Genomic DNA, 13,853 nt, shown 5'->3' on the forward strand with positions numbered 1-13,853 from the left:
CGGCGTTGATTCTCTTCCAATTTGATGCGAACAATCTCTGGCTTCTCATCCAATAAAAATCACCTCACCATATTTGATGAGGCAATCATATCGCCCAGAAGCTGGCATTCATATCCGGTCTGTTATTAGGTGCTTACCGCGCGTCTCCGCGCGAGCCCGGCTAAAGCCTCTATAAAAAAAAGTCACGCGGCTGACGTTGCCGCATGACTGCCCCCGTGTCCCCAGACACGAAGTGAGGTTTTGGTTGCTCAAGCTTCTACAATTAGCGCTTTGTGCTTAGGCATTAAGCCAGGAAAAAACAAACACTCCCTAAACATGTTCGAAGGAGCGGCCCTATCAACCCATAAATTTGATTATAATCCTAACGGAAATAAATGGCTGAGTAAATCGCTCAGCCCCACGATTTTTTCCAAAATAAAAGCGGCAAAACCCTGTCAGGTTCTTCCGCACCAGTCACTTACTCTTCTTTGTGGTCCAGCTTTTCGGCGTCGCGTTCCTTCATCTTCGACTCCGGGTCGATGATGACGTCGCCGGCTGCAATTTCCTCAAGCGCCTGGCCGACCTTTTTCAAGGACTTGTAATTCGGCAGCATCTTGATGCCGCCTTGCTCCAATTCGTGGGCCCGCTTGGCGGCCAGAACTGCCAGCGAATAACGGGATGGAATCTTGTCGAGCAACGTATCAATCGATGGGTAAATAATCATGTTTGTCTTCTCCTTAATTACGTCAGGGATGAATCTGGGAATTTTGGCGGGTGCGTCGTAAACGTGCTTCGCCAGCTATGCACTGTCTGCTAAACGTGCTCCGCTGGCCAACGCCCGAACGCTTAGCTGCTCCGCATGCACCATAAACGTACTCCGCTGGCCAACGCCTGAGCGCTTAGCTACGCTGCCAGCCTCGCCGCCAAAACCAGCGGCAATGCTGGCAGCTAGGCTAATCGTCGGGCTAAAACCGGCCAGCTCCGCACTTTCCTCTCTACTGTACCATATTCCGGTACTTATCGATAACGCGTGGGACGCGCAAATGCTCGCTTTCGATGATGCGCTCGATGCGCTTGCAGGCCTTCGGGACCTCGTCGTTGACCACCGCGTAGTCGTAGCTTTCCATCATTTTGATTTCTTCAGCAGCCTGTTTGACCCGCTTGTTGATGACGTCGGCGGAATCGGTGCCGCGCCCGATCAAGCGGTGCTTCAGCTCCATCAGATCCGGCGGGGTGAGAAAAATGAACACGCCATCTGGGCACTTTTCGCGGACTTGCATCGCGCCTTTGACCTCGATTTCAAGCAGCACATCGCGGCCGCTGTCCAAGGTTTTATTCACATACTTTAACGGGGTGCCGTAGTAGTTGTCGACGTATTTCGCGTACTCGAGCATTTGGCCGGCCGCGATCTCGGCCTCAAATTGTTCCTTCGTGCGAAAATAATAATCGACCCCGTCTTGTTCGCCAGGCCGCGGTTTTCTGGTCGTCATCGAGACCGAGTACTGAAAATCGCGGAAATCATCAGCGAGCATGGCCTGCCGAACCGTCCCCTTGCCGACCCCACTTGGTCCCGACAAAACGATCAGCATTCCCCGTTCATGCATGATTTAACCTCTTTCATCATTAGTGTTAAAAACATTATGCAGTTTGCCCTGTGAAATATCAAGCCCGACTGGCGGTCAAAGCCTTAAATTCAGGCGTTTTCATCACTTGCTGCGCCATTTGCCAGCCGGCCTGCATCAGACGCGGCCGGGGCTTTTGCCGAAAATCCAAAATGTGCGGGGCCCACTTGGGGACATCCAGGTCCAGCCGAGTCGCGACTTTCGGCTTGGGGCCGAGCCCGCCGGCGCCGATGCTGATGATATGCGTCGCGCCCAGATCATGCGCCACGTCGACGGGCAGGTCATTGACCATGCCGCCATCGACGTAATGCGTGTCTGCGATGTTCACCTTGGGATAAACGCGCGGGATCGCCGAGCTGGCAAGCAGCCACTGCAGCTGCGTTGCGGCGGGCTTGCCTGTGATGGTCACCACGTGCTGGCGCATTTTCGGCAGTGCCGCAGTCAAAATGAGCACCGGCCAAGGGTGAATAGTCGGCCGTGCCACCAGCTCGCGCAGCAGCGTCGCGTAAGGCACCTCGCCTTGCCGCCGAAAAAACATGTTCCGCGGGATTTTCGTCAGCCACCACTGCACCAGCTCCGCCGGGGGCAGCTTGGTCGTCCCCAGCGCGTTGATCGCGCCAATCGACGTCCCCAGCACAAAGTCGGGCACGAGCCCGCCGGCCCCAAGCGCGGCCAAAGCCCCCGCCTGAAACGCCCCGCGCGCGCCGCCGCCACCAAGCACTAAGCCTACTGTCATGATCATTACCCCTTTCCGCGAAAAAGTTTTTTGCCAAACCAGTTGACAAGCCGAACGATTGTTTGCATAATGAAGTCATCAAATAGAACGAGTGTTCGGAGGCGCCATTATGGAAAATAAAACGAGTGCACTGCAGTCTGTTTCTCACCAGTTAATCAAATCAACGCGCGAGTTCTTCGCGCTGACAGAGCCAGCCGTAGTGATGCCGGCGGCCCAAGTCAGTCAGTTTGCAGACCAGGCGTTCTCCCGGCACTACCGCGTCGCCTTGAACTTTGAAGGCGAAGAAGACGCGCTGGTCGGCCACCTCACCCGCCGGCTCAGCAATGATCGGTATCTACTTCAAGCATACCGCAGTAACCTCTACCGTGTCGTCGATCTCGCCCAGGTGACTTACCTGCAGCGGGCCTGACCCAAGCAGCAGCGCCGCCATCAGTATTGATGGCGGCGCTTTTTTTGTTCTATGATTACTTTGCCTTCGCAGCATCTGCCAGTTTAAGCATCTCTGAGGCGTGTGCCACCGAGAGCTTGGTGACCTGCTCGCCGGCCAGCATCCGCGCGATTTCCTGCACCCGGCCAGCGTGGTCAAGCTTGGTGACGCTGGTCGTGGTGCGGCCCTTCGCGACCTGCTTTTGAATCAGAAATTCGTGGTCGGACATTGCGGCGACTTGCGGCAGGTGGCTGATGCACAGCACCTGCGAGTGCCGGGCGATGGCCGAGATCTTATTGGCGATGGCCTGCGCAACGCGGCCGGAGACGCCGGTGTCGACTTCATCGAAAATGATCGAGGTGACGCCATCAGTCTCGGCAAAAATGGTCTTCAGCGCCAACATGATCCGCGACAGCTCCCCGCCACTGGCAATTTTCGCCAGCGGCTTGGCGGCTTCACCGGGGTTGGTTTGAATGTAGAACTCCACATTGTCAATGCCATCCGGCCGCAAGGTGTCCGCCGGCAACTTGCTGAAGCGCACCGAGAAGACCGTTTTTTCCATGTACAGGGCTTTGAGCTGCCCGTGAATGGCATCGATCAGCTTCGTGGCCGCGTGCTTGCGGGCCGTGCGCAGCTGCGCCCCCAGTTTAAGCAGCGCCTGATGCTCGGTCGCCACGCGCTTTTCCAAGCCCTCTTCGTCCGCGTCGTTCGCAGTCATCGAGGCCAGTTCATCCGCGGCCTTTTCCCCATAGGCAATAACCGCTTTCAGGTCGGCGCCGTACTTGCGTTCCAGCTGGGAAATGAGCTCCAGGCGCTTTTCGACCTCGTCCAGCCTGCCGTCATCGTACTCAAGGGTGTCCACCTGCCGCGACAAATCGCCTTGCACATCCTGCAGCCCGTAGTAAACCGACTGAATCGAATCCGCCAGCTTGGCGTAGGCCGGGTCGAGGTCGGCGATGCTTTGCAGGTTGCCCATGATCTCCCCGATTTGATCCAGCGGACTGACTTCCGATTCCGTCAGCAGCTCGTAGCTTTGCTTCAAGGCGTCAGAAATCTTTTGAAAATTGGCCAACCGGTCGCGCTCGGCGATCAGCTCATCTTCTTCGGTCGGTTTGAGCTCGGCGCTTTGAATCTCGTTGACCTGAAATTTCAACATGTCCAGGCGCTGAGCCCACTCCCGCTCATTTTGATGCTTCTTGGTGAGCGCCGCCTGATCCTTTTGATAGGTCGCGTACTGCGTTTGATAGTCGGCCAGCAAGTCTCCCACCGAAGCGCCGGCAAACTGATCCAGCAGCCCCAGGTGGGTATCTGGATGGACCAGCTGCTGGTGCTCGTTCTGGCCGTGAATGTCGACCAGCGTCTCGCCAATTGCGCGCAGCGTGGCCGTGTTGACCAGCTCACCGTTGACGCGGCATAAGTTGCGCCCAGAGGCGTAAAGTTCGCGCTGCAGCAGCACCATGCCATCGTCTGGCGCCAGGCCAAACTGCGCCATCACCTCTGGGGTCTTCGGGTTGGCCGTCGCGTCAAATAAGCCTTGCAGCGTGGCCTTATTGGCGCCGGTGCGCACAAAATCAGCCGAGCCGCGGCTGCCTGCCAGCAGGCCCACCGCGTCGATGATGATCGACTTGCCGGCCCCGGTTTCGCCGGTCAAAGTCGTCATGCCGGCCTCAAAGCTCAGCTCAAGGTCTTCGATAATGGCAAAGTCATGAATCACTAATTCTTGTAGCATCCGCTCACACCATTTCGTCCAGCATCCGCAGCACCTGATTGGCTTCTTCCGCCCCACGGCAGACTAACAGGATCGAGGCATCCCCAGCCACCGTGGCAAAAATGCGCTGATCGTCCAGGTGCTCAATCAAATTACCAACGGCCGGGGCCGTGCCGGGTGACATCACCAGGTACACAAACTGATCCATCACGTCCCCGCGCAGGTACGCGGCCTGCAAGGTGCGCCGCAGCTTATCTTGCGGAGCCAGCTGGCGCTCCGGCGGCAGCGAATAGCGGTAATGGCCATTGACCATTGGCACCTTGACCAGCTGCATCTCCTTGATGTCCCGCGAAATCGTCGCTTGCGTCACGGTGATGCCGCGCGCGGCCAGCGCAGCGACAAAATCTCCCTGCCGCTCGATCGGCGTGCTTTCTACAAGCGCTCTGATCTGCGCCTGACGCTCATTTTTTTGCATCTGCTCACCTGCTTTCACCGTTAATTATACAACAGCTTGCATAAAATCTAAAACAAGTGAATAGATATTCACTAAGCCTTCGGGTGGCCTGGCTTAAGCTCGGCGTATGCGGCAGCTAAAGTGTTGTCCACATCAACGTCTGGCGCTTTAGTGCCCGGAACGGTCGAATTTTGCAGGTGGATCAAAAACTCGATGTTGCCTTCGCCGCCAGTGATCGGGGAAAAGTCCAGCCCCAGCACGTTGTAGCCGGCGCTCAGTGAAAAGTCGACAATCGTTTGAAGCACGGCCTTGTGAACCGCCGGATCGCGGATGATGCCTTTTTTGCCGACGTGCTCCCGACCCGCCTCAAACTGGGGCTTGATCAGCGCGACGGCGTGGCCGCCTGGCTGCAAAATCGCGTGCAGCGGCGGCAGGATCAGCTTCAACGAGATGAAGGACACATCGGTCATCGCAAACTCGACCGGGCCGCGCGTGAAGTCCTCGGGCTTGCTGTAACGGAAGTTGGTTTGTTCCATCACCACGACCCGGGGGTCTTCCCGAATTTTCCAGGCCAGCTGGTTGGTGCCGACGTCCAAGGCGTACCCGAGCTTGGCGCCATTTTGCAGGGCCACGTCAGTAAAGCCGCCAGTGGACGAGCCGATGTCGAGCACCGTCTTGCCTTTGAGATCAATGTCGAAGACCTTGAGCGCCTTGGCCAGCTTCAGGCCGCCGCGGCTGACGTAAGGCATCTTCTTGCCTTTCACGTGCAGCACCGAATCGCCGGCGATTTTCACCCCCGGCTTGTCCAGTCGCTCGTTATTTTGATCATAGACTTCCCCCGCCATGACGGCGCGTTTAGCCTGCTCACGTGACTCAAACAGCCCTTGCTCGACCAGCAGGACATCGACTCGTTCTTTACTCATTGCTTCTCCGTTTCAAAGTAATCCAGCAGGGCTAACAGTTGCGGCGCCGGCACACTCAACTGGCTCGCCGCGCGCTTGGCTTTGGCGACCTCGTCACCTAACGCCTTGCGGGCACCGGCCAGCCCGACCAGACTGGGATAGGTGGCCTTGCCTTCCGCCACGTCCTTGTTAGGCGTTTTGCCCAGCTGGGCCGCGGTTTCCGTGACGTCATTGATGTCGTCTTGAATCTGAAAAGCGCGGCCAAACGCGGTGGCAAACGCATGCACCTGAGCCGCATCGTCGGCGCTGGCCTGGGCCAACACGGCGCCCATGTCAGCCGCGGCAGCCAGCAGCGCCCCGGTTTTCTCCGCCTGCAGCTGCTGCAAAGTGCTCAGGTCGATTTGGTGCCCCTGCGCATCCATGTCCATCACCTGACCGCCGACCATGCCGTTCGGGCCGACCGCACGGGCAAACAGCTGCACCAGGCGGACGATCGTCTCAGGCCTCACGTTGGTTTGCGCCAGCAGGTCAAACGCGGCACTTTGCAGCGCATCCCCGGCAAGAATCGCCGTGGCTTCATCGAACTGCTTGTGACTGGTTTTCTTGCCGCGGCGCAGGTCATCGTTGTCCATGGCCGGCAGGTCGTCGTGAATCAAGGAGTACGTGTGAAGCAGCTCCAGTGCGGCCGCCGCGGGTAACGCCTGCTGCCCGTCGCCGCCAAACGTCGTCACCACCGCCAAGAGCAGCAGTGGCCGCAGCCGTTTGCCGCCGGCATCCACCGAGTACGCCATGGCGGCCTCAAGGTGCGGATTTTTCACCGTGGCCAAGTATTGATCCAGCGTCTGCTGAACCGGTTGCCGCCACGCCGCCGTTTCCTCAAGCATTCTTGTCTGCTGCCTTTGGGTCAAACGCTTCAACGGTCCCGTCGTCCTTGACCATCTGAGTAACTGTCTGCTCAGCGTTCTTGAGGGTCGCCTCCAGCTCACTGGAAAGCTTGATGCCGGCCTTGTACTGCTTCAGCGCTTCTTCGAGCGGGACTTGGCCCTGCTCCAGCTGATTAACGATGGTTTCCAGCTGCTGCAACTTTTCCTCAAATGTCGGTTCCTGTGATTCAGCCATTGGTTTGCTTCCTTTCTTCGACCACCACTGGTACGGTGCCGTCTTCAACGTGAATCAGCGCCTTGGCGCCGGGTTTGAAATCTTTGACCTTGGTCAGCGCTTTGCCGCGCGGCCCGGTGACATAGCTGTACCCGCGGCCCAGGATTTGGTCCGGTCCGAGGTGATCCAGCGCCTCATTGGCCAGCGCGAACGCCTGCCGCTTGCTTTGGACAATCGCCTGCGCGGCGCTTTGCAGACGCCGCCGGTCGTTAGCCACGGTTTGCCGCGTATTTTCAACGCGCACGGTCAGCTGGCGAGGGTTCAAACTCGTCCGGGCCAGCCGAACGCGCTGAGCAAGCGCCGTGACCTGTACCTGCGTCGCACTGGTCAGCCGGTTAGTCAGCTGATCGACCTGCTGCAGATACTGATCGTAAAGCCGTCCGGGTTGGGTCAAAACCACTGACTGCGCTGAGCGGTTCAGCCGCTCACGCGCCGCCTGAATCCGATTCTGCATCGCTTGCCGGATACGGAGCTGATCCTCCTGAATGCGAGTGAGGCCATCAGTCAGCTTGACCGGCGTCACCAGCTCAGCCGCGGCCGTCGGGGTCGCGGCGCGATGATCCGCCACAAAGTCTGTGATGGTGGTGTCGGTTTCGTGCCCGACCGAGCTGACGATCGGCATCGGCATGTCAGCCAAGGCGCGGGCGACACTTTCCTCGTTGAACGGCCACAGGTCTTCGATCGACCCGCCGCCGCGCCCGATGATCAGCGCGTCAAAGCCGCCCATCGCCTTCACCCGGCGCAGCTGTGTGACGATGGTCGGCGCGGCCTGGTCACCTTGAACTTGGGCCGGAAACAGAACAATCTGCAGGATCGGGTAGCGTCGGGCCACCGTGGTCATGATGTCTTGAATCACGGCGCCGCTGGGGCTGGTGATCACCGCAACGCGCCGCGGGAACTGCCGCAGCGGCCGCTGGTTCTTGGCGAACAGGCCTTCCGCCTCGAGCTTCTTTTTCAGCTGCTCGTATTGCAGGTAAAGTTCGCCGATGCCCTCAGGCGCCATTTGCTCAATGACGATTTGGTACTGACCGCTGGCCGGATACAGCGTCACGCGCCCGACCACCCGGACGGTGTCGCCTTCCTTGGGCTCAAACTTGAGCCGCGCAAACGCACTTTTGAACATCACAACGTTGATCTTGGCGTGCTCGTCCTTGAGCGAAAAATACTGATGGCCGGGCCGCTTGCGAAAATTCGTGATTTCGCCCGTCAAATAGACCTTGCTCAGGTACGGGTCAAGGTCGAATTTGCGGCGCAGGTATTCGGTCAGCAAACTGACCGTGAGATAATCGGGTTCAGCCATGATGATGCCTCTTTGCTAGTTCTACCGTCTGAATCATCAGCGCGGCGATGGTCATGGGACCCACGCCCCCGGGCACCGGCGTGATCGCCGATGCCACTTTGGCCACACTGTCAAAATCCACGTCGCCGACCAGCTTGCCAGCGGCATTGCGATCCATCCCCACGTCGATCACCACGGCGCCGGGTTTAACGGCTTCCGCAGTGACAAACTGCGCCCGGCCAATCGCGACGACCAGAATATCGGCTTCGCGGGTGACCGCAAATAAGTCCGGGGTCTTGCTGTGCGTGACCGTCACCGTCGCATCGGCGTTCAACAGCAGTGCCGCCATCGGCCGCCCGACAATGTTGGAGCGGCCAATGATCACGGCGCGCTTGCCGGCAACGGTGATGCCGTAATGCTTCAGCAGCGCCATGATGCCAAACGGCGTCGAGGCGACCACGCCCGGATTATTTTCCCACAACCGGCCGACGTTGTAGGCATGGAACCCGTCAACGTCCTTGTCCGGGTCGATTGCCGCGATCACCGCGTCCGGGTCGACCTGTTCAGGCAGCGGCAGCTGGACCAAAATCCCGTCGATGGTGGCATCGTGATTCAACTCGTCCACTACTGCAAGGACCTCAGCCTGGGTCGCCGTTTTCGGCAGGTTCCGCATGATCGAGTGAATGCCAAGCTGGTCGGCGCGGCGCTGCTTATTGCGCACGTAAATGGCGCTGGCCGGATCATCGCCGACGAGGACCACCGCCAGGCCCGGCACGATGCCACGGGCCTTCAGTGCCGTCACTTCAGTTTGCAGGTCAGCCATTAAAGCGTTAGATGTTTGTTTGCCGTCAAGAATCGTTGTCATGGTTGTTCCCCCTTGTGTATCGTGCCAGTGCTCGTCGAACTTCATTACATTCTACCTAGATTACGCAAGGGCCGTCCATGGTTCTCATCAGAATGACGCCTGATTACTAAAAAAGGCCACCGCGGTCGCGGCAGCCAGCGTTCATTCAGGCCTGCACAAAATGGCCCAAGATGCCGTTGATAAACTTGGCGTCTGTTTCGTCGCTGTAGGTTTTAGCGAGCTCGAGCGCCTCGTTCACCGCGACCTTGTCCGGGACGTCTGGGACCTGTTGAATCTCAAACAGCCCAAGGCGCAACAAAATGAGGTCCGTTTTGCTCAACCGCTGCAGGGTCCAACCCTTTTTTAACTTGGCGCTAATTTGCGCGTCCAGTTCGTCCTGGTGAGCAAGCACGCCGTCAACCAGCGTGGTGAGGTAAGCGGGCGCTTCTTCATCCTTGGGCAGAGCCTCTTCGTAAACCGCGCTGCGGTCGGCATCAGCGTTGCTCGCAATGGCAAACAGCGCCTTAAACGCTGCTGCTCGGGTATCATGTCTATCTAGCATTACTTGTCTTCCTCTGGATTGGCATCATCCGCGTCATCCGCGAATAAGTTGTCAGGATCGAGCTTCGGGGCCTTTTCCGGCACCACGCCGACCACGTGAACGTTGACCTCATCCAGCGTCAAATCGGTCATGTAAAGCAGCTGCTCGCGTAATGTCGACTGCATCGCCATCGCAACCTTCGGCACTGAAACGCCGTAGTCGAGATAGACATACACGTCGGCGGTCAACCGCTTGCCGTCCACGGTCAGGTCAACCCCTTTGCCGTGGTTGGCCCGGCCGAACCAGGAATTGATCGTGCTGGCCATCGTGCCGCGCATTTGATAGACGCCGTCCACCGAAACCGCCGCGATTCCCAGAATCACTTCAAGGACTTCCGGCACGATTTCGATCGTGCCTTGCGCATCAGTGCGATTTGCCAGAATGATATTCGAATCTTCAGCCATGAGCTGCCTCCTAAAAATTACGCGCGGGAGATGTATGTCCCATCTTGCGTGTTGATAGTCAAAACGTCGCCTTCATTGATAAAGAACGGCACCTGAACAACCAAGCCAGTTTCCAGCGTCGCCGGCTTCGAGCCGCCTGAACTGGTGTTGCCGCGGACGCCAGGCTCGGTGGCTGTGACGGTCAGATCAACGGTGTTCGGCACTTCAACGCCCAGCGTTTCGTTGCCGTGCATCATGATCTTGACTTCCATGTTTTCCTTCATGTACTTCAGCGCATCCGTCAGCTCTTCGGCGGGCAGTGTCAGCTGTTCGTACGTGGTGGTGTCCATGAAGACGTAAGAATCCCCGTCGGCATACAAGTACTGCATGGTTTTCGTATCGATCTGCGCCTTCTCGACTTTTTCGGTCGAACGGAAGGTCTTTTCTTGAACGGCACCGGTGCGCAGGTTCTTCAAAGTCGAGCGCACGAACGCGGAGCCCTTACCAGGCTTAACGTGCTGGAACTCGACGATGCGCCAGAGGTCACCATCGACTTCGATGGTCAGACCGTTTTTAAAATCGTTAACAGAAATCATGTAATTCCTCCACTTATCTTCTTTAGCTAACACTAACTATATCAATCGCCAAAAGCCCTTGCAAGGAAAAGGCGGCCGCTTACTTGCGGACCGGGACCACCAGCAGCTCGCTTGGCGCCGGCGTCGTCAGGTACTTGGCCCCGCTCTTGGTGATCAAGAGGTCGTCTTCGACCCGCACGCCGCCGAGGTCAGGAATATAGATGCCAGGCTCATCGGTTTCGACGTTGCCTTCTGCCTGCGGCGTGTTGGCGTATGGGCCCCAGGCCCCTGGGCCTTCATGAATCGACAGGCCGATGCCGTGCCCGGTGCCGTGGCCGAAGTACTGGCCATAACCCTTGTCTTCGATGTACTGGTGCGCAAAGCCGTTGATGGCCTTGCCCAAAACGCCTGGTGCCATCATAGCCGCGGTCGCCTTGTTGCAATCATAAACAATCTTGTAAACCGCTTTGAGCTTCTCGTCTGGCTCACCCACCGCAAAGGTCCGCGTGATGTCGGAGACATAGCCTTGGTAGATGCAGCCCCAGTCCAGGGTGATCACGTCGCCGTCTTCGATTTTTTTGTCGGTAGCGGCACCGTGCGGCATCGCGGCGCGCTTGCCGGAAGCCACAATCGTTTCAAATGACGTGCCACTGGCACCCAGCGAGCGCATGTAAAAGTCCAAGTCGGTGGCCACCTGCAGCTCGGTCATGCCAGGCTTGATGGTGTCCAGAACGTGCTGATAGCCGGCCTCAGCGATTTGAATCGCCTTTTCGATCAGCTTTAGCTCATCTTCGTCCTTGACCTCGCGCAGCGCAGGCACCACGTTGGTCGTCGCTTGCCAGGTCACATTGGCCGGCAGCTTCTGGAAGTCTGCGTAAGTCATCACGTCGGCTTCAAAACCCAATGTCTTCAAACCGTTGGCGTCGGCAATCACGCCCGCTTCGCCCAACAGGCCGTGCGAGTGAAGCACCAATTCCGCATTGTGGACCTCGACTTTGACCTGCTCAGTGAACCGCGAATCGGTAATAAACCAGGCGTAGTCCTGGGCGACCAGCAGTGCACTTTCGTTGCCGGTAAAACCGGTCAGGTACGTGACGTTGACCGGATCCGTAACCAGCAGTGCGTCAACTTTCAGTGCAGGCAGCTCGGCCTGCAGGTTTTGTAAACGGGACATGTGATGAACCTCCTTGGAAGAAATGAAGTGCGGGTGGGGACTTGTAATCGGGCTACGTGCGCCGTTTCTCGCACCTTGACTAATCGGGCTACGGGTTCGCAACGGGGAAGTGGGTAGCTACGCTCGAGGCCTCGCCGCCAAAGAACGGCGGCAATGCCTCGAGCTAGGCTACCCATTCCCCTAAGTGCGCGAACCCTTCGCACCTTGGGTATAAAAAAGCACCCCGTCACCGGAGCGCTCTTGATTATTCAGCTTTTGCTTCTGCTGGATAAACGGATACTTGCTTCTTGTCGCGGCCAAGGCGTTCGAACTTAACAACGCCATCAGCTGTTGCAAAGAGCGTATCGTCGCCGCCACGGCCGACGTTTACACCTGGGTGGATCTTGGTGCCGCGCTGGCGGTACAAGATGTTCCCAGCCAAAACGAATTGGCCATCAGCGCGCTTGCTGCCAAGACGCCGACCTGCAGAGTTACGGCCGTTAGAAGTCGAGCCGCCCCCCTTATGGTGAGAGAAGAACTGAAGATTCATTTTCAACATTGTGTACACCTCCGAAATTGAATTAGGCTGTTTTGGTTGAAATCGAGAGATAATCGCCGTAGCTTTCTTGGATGCTTTGCAGGGACAGCAGCAAATTCTCTAGGAGAATCTGTGCGATGTGCGCCTGCTCCCCATCCTGGGGTTGATCCAAGGTCAGTTCCAAGTGGCCGCCGTTGACTTCATCAGCCTTGACGTTGGGTTCAAACCCAGCCAAGGCCTCAATGCCGTTGACGGCGCCGATCGAGACTGCAGAGACCGCTGCGCAGACAATGTCATGGCCATATTCCCCTGAGTCGGCATGGCCGGTCAGGTTAAAATGAACAATGTCACCACTGGCATCCCGCTGAAAGCGTGCTTTGATCATGCGTTCACCTCATTAGGCGTTAATCGCGTCGATAACAACCTTTGTGTATGGCTGACGGTGACCCTTTTTCTGGTGTTGATGCTTCTTAGGCTTGTACTTGTAGGTAACAACCTTCTTTTCGCGCCCTTGCTTCTCAACTTTACCAGTAACGGTGGCACCAGCAATCGTTGGCGTGCCGATTTTGGCATCGCCCTCACCGCCGACCAAGATCACCTGGTCAAACGTGACAGTTGCGCCTTCTTCAACATCGAGCTTTTCGACGTAAAGTGCTTCCCCGACTTCGGCTTTGTACTGCTTGCCGCCGGTTTTGATAATTGCGTACATCTTGTGCACCTCCTGTTGCCCGTAGGCTTTTTCCCCTGAGGACTCGCCAAGCCAGGTGCTAGGCTTTGATACCTGACGTTGTGCGGTTGCAGATGAGGGGTGACAAATACAACGTAACGAGTTTATCAGATTAAACCCCTTGACGCAAGCAGAATCTGCGGCTTTGTCAAGGAAAAATCCTTGCCACTTGCGATGAAAGATGATTGTTGCCGACTGGCCGCTCGACTATACTGGTCTCAAGGAGTGTGGCGCTATGACGATTACCCTGAACATCCTCATTTTTCTCATCACCGGCGGGCTGCTCGCGACCACCCTCGCGCGGCTGAAGCAGCCGGTTGACTACGTGGTGACCGGGCTGGTCGCCCTGATCCTGCTGCTTCTCGCCAGCAAGTTCTTCGGCTGGGGCTGGTTTACCATTCTCTACCTGCTCTGGATGGTCGCCATCGTTGCCGGCTTGCTGGTATTGCGAACCTACCTGCGGGCAGAGAAAAAGGCCCGCTAAATGCGCGGACCCGCCCCTGCCAAGGACCTTAAGTATAGCATGATCCCGCAGGCAAAAAAATAACCCGAGACAATTTTGTCTCAGGTTAAGCTTGATTACCGATTAAGTTGCGCAACGGCTTGCTCGATCGTGGCACCGCGGCCAATGTGGTTTTGGTTGCTTGGGTCGATGGCAATGAACTGCTGCGTCTGGGTATCTAACTGAATCCGATATTTCATATATATTACCTCCATTCGTATCGCACATGAATGGGTTGTTTCAATTGCGACTGTCTATTACTTTA

The 13,853-nt window shown here is 57.3% G+C and carries 20 protein-coding genes; 2 read left to right on the forward strand and 18 right to left on the reverse strand.

Translation table 11 applies throughout. The features are described 5' to 3' along the window. Window positions 1–457: 457 nt before the first annotated feature. From rpoZ to JUE30_RS07785, 3 genes are all read right to left on the reverse strand, one after another. Window positions 458–703, reverse strand: coding sequence for a DNA-directed RNA polymerase subunit omega (rpoZ, locus tag JUE30_RS07775; RefSeq protein ID WP_203624369.1), 246 nt, complete (start codon window positions 701–703; stop codon window positions 458–460). Between the two features lie 271 nt (window positions 704–974). Next, window positions 975–1,583 carry a guanylate kinase gene (gene gmk / locus JUE30_RS07780; protein WP_203624370.1) on the reverse strand — a complete coding sequence of 203 codons (609 nt, stop codon included), beginning with the start codon at window positions 1,581–1,583 and terminating at the stop codon, window positions 975–977. A 58-nt stretch (window positions 1,584–1,641) separates the two neighbouring features. Then, the gene (locus JUE30_RS07785; RefSeq protein WP_203624371.1) at window positions 1,642–2,337 is read right to left on the reverse strand and encodes a patatin-like phospholipase family protein; all 696 of its coding nucleotides are present in this window, start codon (window positions 2,335–2,337) and stop codon (window positions 1,642–1,644) included. 109 nt (window positions 2,338–2,446) lie between these two features. Here JUE30_RS07785 and JUE30_RS07790 point away from each other — a divergent pair, with 109 nt between their 5' ends. Beyond that, complete coding sequence (locus JUE30_RS07790; RefSeq protein WP_239061383.1) at window positions 2,447–2,746, forward strand: hypothetical protein; 300 nt, start codon at window positions 2,447–2,449, stop codon at window positions 2,744–2,746. 55 nt (window positions 2,747–2,801) lie between these two features. Here JUE30_RS07790 and recN read toward each other — a convergent pair whose 3' ends face one another. From recN to rplU, 14 genes are all read right to left on the reverse strand, one after another. Continuing rightward, window positions 2,802–4,493, reverse strand: a complete 1,692-nt coding sequence (gene recN, locus JUE30_RS07795) for a DNA repair protein RecN (protein ID WP_203624373.1) — start codon at window positions 4,491–4,493, stop codon at window positions 2,802–2,804. A 4-nt stretch (window positions 4,494–4,497) separates the two neighbouring features. Then, the gene (locus JUE30_RS07800; RefSeq protein WP_125756305.1) at window positions 4,498–4,947 is read right to left on the reverse strand and encodes an arginine repressor; all 450 of its coding nucleotides are present in this window, start codon (window positions 4,945–4,947) and stop codon (window positions 4,498–4,500) included. A gap of 71 nt (window positions 4,948–5,018) precedes the next feature. After that, entirely contained in the window at window positions 5,019–5,849 is an 831-nt protein-coding gene (locus JUE30_RS07805; RefSeq protein WP_203624374.1) for a TlyA family RNA methyltransferase, read from the reverse strand. Continuing rightward, window positions 5,846–6,712 carry a polyprenyl synthetase family protein gene (locus tag JUE30_RS07810; protein ID WP_203624375.1) on the reverse strand — a complete coding sequence of 289 codons (867 nt, stop codon included), beginning with the start codon at window positions 6,710–6,712 and terminating at the stop codon, window positions 5,846–5,848. Before JUE30_RS07810 ends, JUE30_RS07805 begins: the two co-directional genes overlap by 4 nt. Then, window positions 6,705–6,947: an exodeoxyribonuclease VII small subunit gene (locus JUE30_RS07815; RefSeq protein ID WP_203624376.1), complete on the reverse strand. Its 243-nt coding sequence runs from the start codon at window positions 6,945–6,947 to the stop codon at window positions 6,705–6,707. The genes JUE30_RS07810 and JUE30_RS07815 overlap by 8 nt, the downstream gene beginning before the upstream one ends. Beyond that, on the reverse strand, window positions 6,940–8,289 hold the full coding sequence (gene xseA / locus JUE30_RS07820) for an exodeoxyribonuclease VII large subunit (protein ID WP_374706449.1): 1,350 nt from the start codon (window positions 8,287–8,289) through the stop codon (window positions 6,940–6,942). Before xseA ends, JUE30_RS07815 begins: the two co-directional genes overlap by 8 nt. Continuing rightward, window positions 8,279–9,130 (reverse strand): bifunctional methylenetetrahydrofolate dehydrogenase/methenyltetrahydrofolate cyclohydrolase FolD, encoded by an 852-nt coding sequence (gene folD / locus JUE30_RS07825; protein WP_203624378.1) that lies wholly within the window; start codon window positions 9,128–9,130, stop codon window positions 8,279–8,281. The genes xseA and folD overlap by 11 nt, the downstream gene beginning before the upstream one ends. A gap of 145 nt (window positions 9,131–9,275) precedes the next feature. Further along, entirely contained in the window at window positions 9,276–9,671 is a 396-nt protein-coding gene (gene nusB, locus JUE30_RS07830) for a transcription antitermination factor NusB (RefSeq protein ID WP_203624379.1), read from the reverse strand. Continuing rightward, complete coding sequence (locus JUE30_RS07835; protein ID WP_125756319.1) at window positions 9,671–10,114, reverse strand: Asp23/Gls24 family envelope stress response protein; 444 nt, start codon at window positions 10,112–10,114, stop codon at window positions 9,671–9,673. The genes nusB and JUE30_RS07835 overlap by 1 nt, the downstream gene beginning before the upstream one ends. Before the next feature lie 17 nt (window positions 10,115–10,131). Next, window positions 10,132–10,689, reverse strand: coding sequence for an elongation factor P (efp, locus tag JUE30_RS07840; RefSeq protein ID WP_125756321.1), 558 nt, complete (start codon window positions 10,687–10,689; stop codon window positions 10,132–10,134). 79 nt (window positions 10,690–10,768) lie between these two features. Next, window positions 10,769–11,842, reverse strand: a complete 1,074-nt coding sequence (locus JUE30_RS07845) for a Xaa-Pro peptidase family protein (RefSeq protein ID WP_203624380.1) — start codon at window positions 11,840–11,842, stop codon at window positions 10,769–10,771. 244 nt (window positions 11,843–12,086) lie between these two features. Next, window positions 12,087–12,380, reverse strand: a complete 294-nt coding sequence (gene rpmA / locus JUE30_RS07850) for a 50S ribosomal protein L27 (RefSeq protein WP_054663471.1) — start codon at window positions 12,378–12,380, stop codon at window positions 12,087–12,089. Window positions 12,381–12,402: 22 nt separating this feature from the next. Then, window positions 12,403–12,744, reverse strand: coding sequence for a ribosomal-processing cysteine protease Prp (locus JUE30_RS07855; protein WP_125756325.1), 342 nt, complete (start codon window positions 12,742–12,744; stop codon window positions 12,403–12,405). A 12-nt stretch (window positions 12,745–12,756) separates the two neighbouring features. Beyond that, window positions 12,757–13,068 carry a 50S ribosomal protein L21 gene (rplU, locus tag JUE30_RS07860; protein WP_203624381.1) on the reverse strand — a complete coding sequence of 104 codons (312 nt, stop codon included), beginning with the start codon at window positions 13,066–13,068 and terminating at the stop codon, window positions 12,757–12,759. Between the two features lie 253 nt (window positions 13,069–13,321). Between rplU and JUE30_RS07865 the strand changes: the two genes are divergently transcribed. Further along, window positions 13,322–13,570, forward strand: a complete 249-nt coding sequence (locus JUE30_RS07865) for a hypothetical protein (RefSeq protein WP_203624382.1) — start codon at window positions 13,322–13,324, stop codon at window positions 13,568–13,570. A gap of 95 nt (window positions 13,571–13,665) precedes the next feature. Here the strand turns inward: JUE30_RS07865 and JUE30_RS11320 are convergent, their stop codons facing one another. After that, window positions 13,666–13,788 carry a hypothetical protein gene (locus JUE30_RS11320; protein WP_255533311.1) on the reverse strand — a complete coding sequence of 41 codons (123 nt, stop codon included), beginning with the start codon at window positions 13,786–13,788 and terminating at the stop codon, window positions 13,666–13,668. Window positions 13,789–13,853 lie beyond the last annotated feature (65 nt).

The sequence above is a fragment of the Lacticaseibacillus sp. 866-1 genome, assembly GCF_016861825.1.
In the GTDB taxonomy this organism is placed as follows: domain Bacteria; phylum Bacillota; class Bacilli; order Lactobacillales; family Lactobacillaceae; genus Lacticaseibacillus.

Excerpts from the sequence above, each read along its gene's own strand:
- rpoZ (WP_203624369.1), bottom strand. The coding sequence starts at position 703 with ATGATTATTTACCCATCGATTGATACGTTGCTCGACAAGATTCCATCC.
- gmk (WP_203624370.1), bottom strand. The coding sequence starts at position 1,583 with ATGCATGAACGGGGAATGCTGATCGTTTTGTCGGGACCAAGTGGGGTC.
- JUE30_RS07785 (WP_203624371.1), bottom strand. The coding sequence starts at position 2,337 with ATGACAGTAGGCTTAGTGCTTGGTGGCGGCGGCGCGCGCGGGGCGTTT.
- JUE30_RS07790 (WP_239061383.1), top strand. The coding sequence starts at position 2,447 with ATGGAAAATAAAACGAGTGCACTGCAGTCTGTTTCTCACCAGTTAATC.
- recN (WP_203624373.1), bottom strand. The coding sequence starts at position 4,493 with ATGCTACAAGAATTAGTGATTCATGACTTTGCCATTATCGAAGACCTT.
- JUE30_RS07800 (WP_125756305.1), bottom strand. The coding sequence starts at position 4,947 with ATGCAAAAAAATGAGCGTCAGGCGCAGATCAGAGCGCTTGTAGAAAGC.
- JUE30_RS07805 (WP_203624374.1), bottom strand. The coding sequence starts at position 5,849 with ATGAGTAAAGAACGAGTCGATGTCCTGCTGGTCGAGCAAGGGCTGTTT.
- JUE30_RS07810 (WP_203624375.1), bottom strand. The coding sequence starts at position 6,712 with ATGCTTGAGGAAACGGCGGCGTGGCGGCAACCGGTTCAGCAGACGCTG.
- JUE30_RS07815 (WP_203624376.1), bottom strand. The coding sequence starts at position 6,947 with ATGGCTGAATCACAGGAACCGACATTTGAGGAAAAGTTGCAGCAGCTG.
- folD (WP_203624378.1), bottom strand. The coding sequence starts at position 9,130 with ATGACAACGATTCTTGACGGCAAACAAACATCTAACGCTTTAATGGCT.
- nusB (WP_203624379.1), bottom strand. The coding sequence starts at position 9,671 with ATGCTAGATAGACATGATACCCGAGCAGCAGCGTTTAAGGCGCTGTTT.
- JUE30_RS07835 (WP_125756319.1), bottom strand. The coding sequence starts at position 10,114 with ATGGCTGAAGATTCGAATATCATTCTGGCAAATCGCACTGATGCGCAA.
- efp (WP_125756321.1), bottom strand. The coding sequence starts at position 10,689 with ATGATTTCTGTTAACGATTTTAAAAACGGTCTGACCATCGAAGTCGAT.
- JUE30_RS07845 (WP_203624380.1), bottom strand. The coding sequence starts at position 11,842 with ATGTCCCGTTTACAAAACCTGCAGGCCGAGCTGCCTGCACTGAAAGTT.
- rpmA (WP_054663471.1), bottom strand. The coding sequence starts at position 12,380 with ATGTTGAAAATGAATCTTCAGTTCTTCTCTCACCATAAGGGGGGCGGC.
- JUE30_RS07855 (WP_125756325.1), bottom strand. The coding sequence starts at position 12,744 with ATGATCAAAGCACGCTTTCAGCGGGATGCCAGTGGTGACATTGTTCAT.
- rplU (WP_203624381.1), bottom strand. The coding sequence starts at position 13,068 with ATGTACGCAATTATCAAAACCGGCGGCAAGCAGTACAAAGCCGAAGTC.
- JUE30_RS07865 (WP_203624382.1), top strand. The coding sequence starts at position 13,322 with ATGACGATTACCCTGAACATCCTCATTTTTCTCATCACCGGCGGGCTG.
- JUE30_RS11320 (WP_255533311.1), bottom strand. The coding sequence starts at position 13,788 with ATGAAATATCGGATTCAGTTAGATACCCAGACGCAGCAGTTCATTGCC.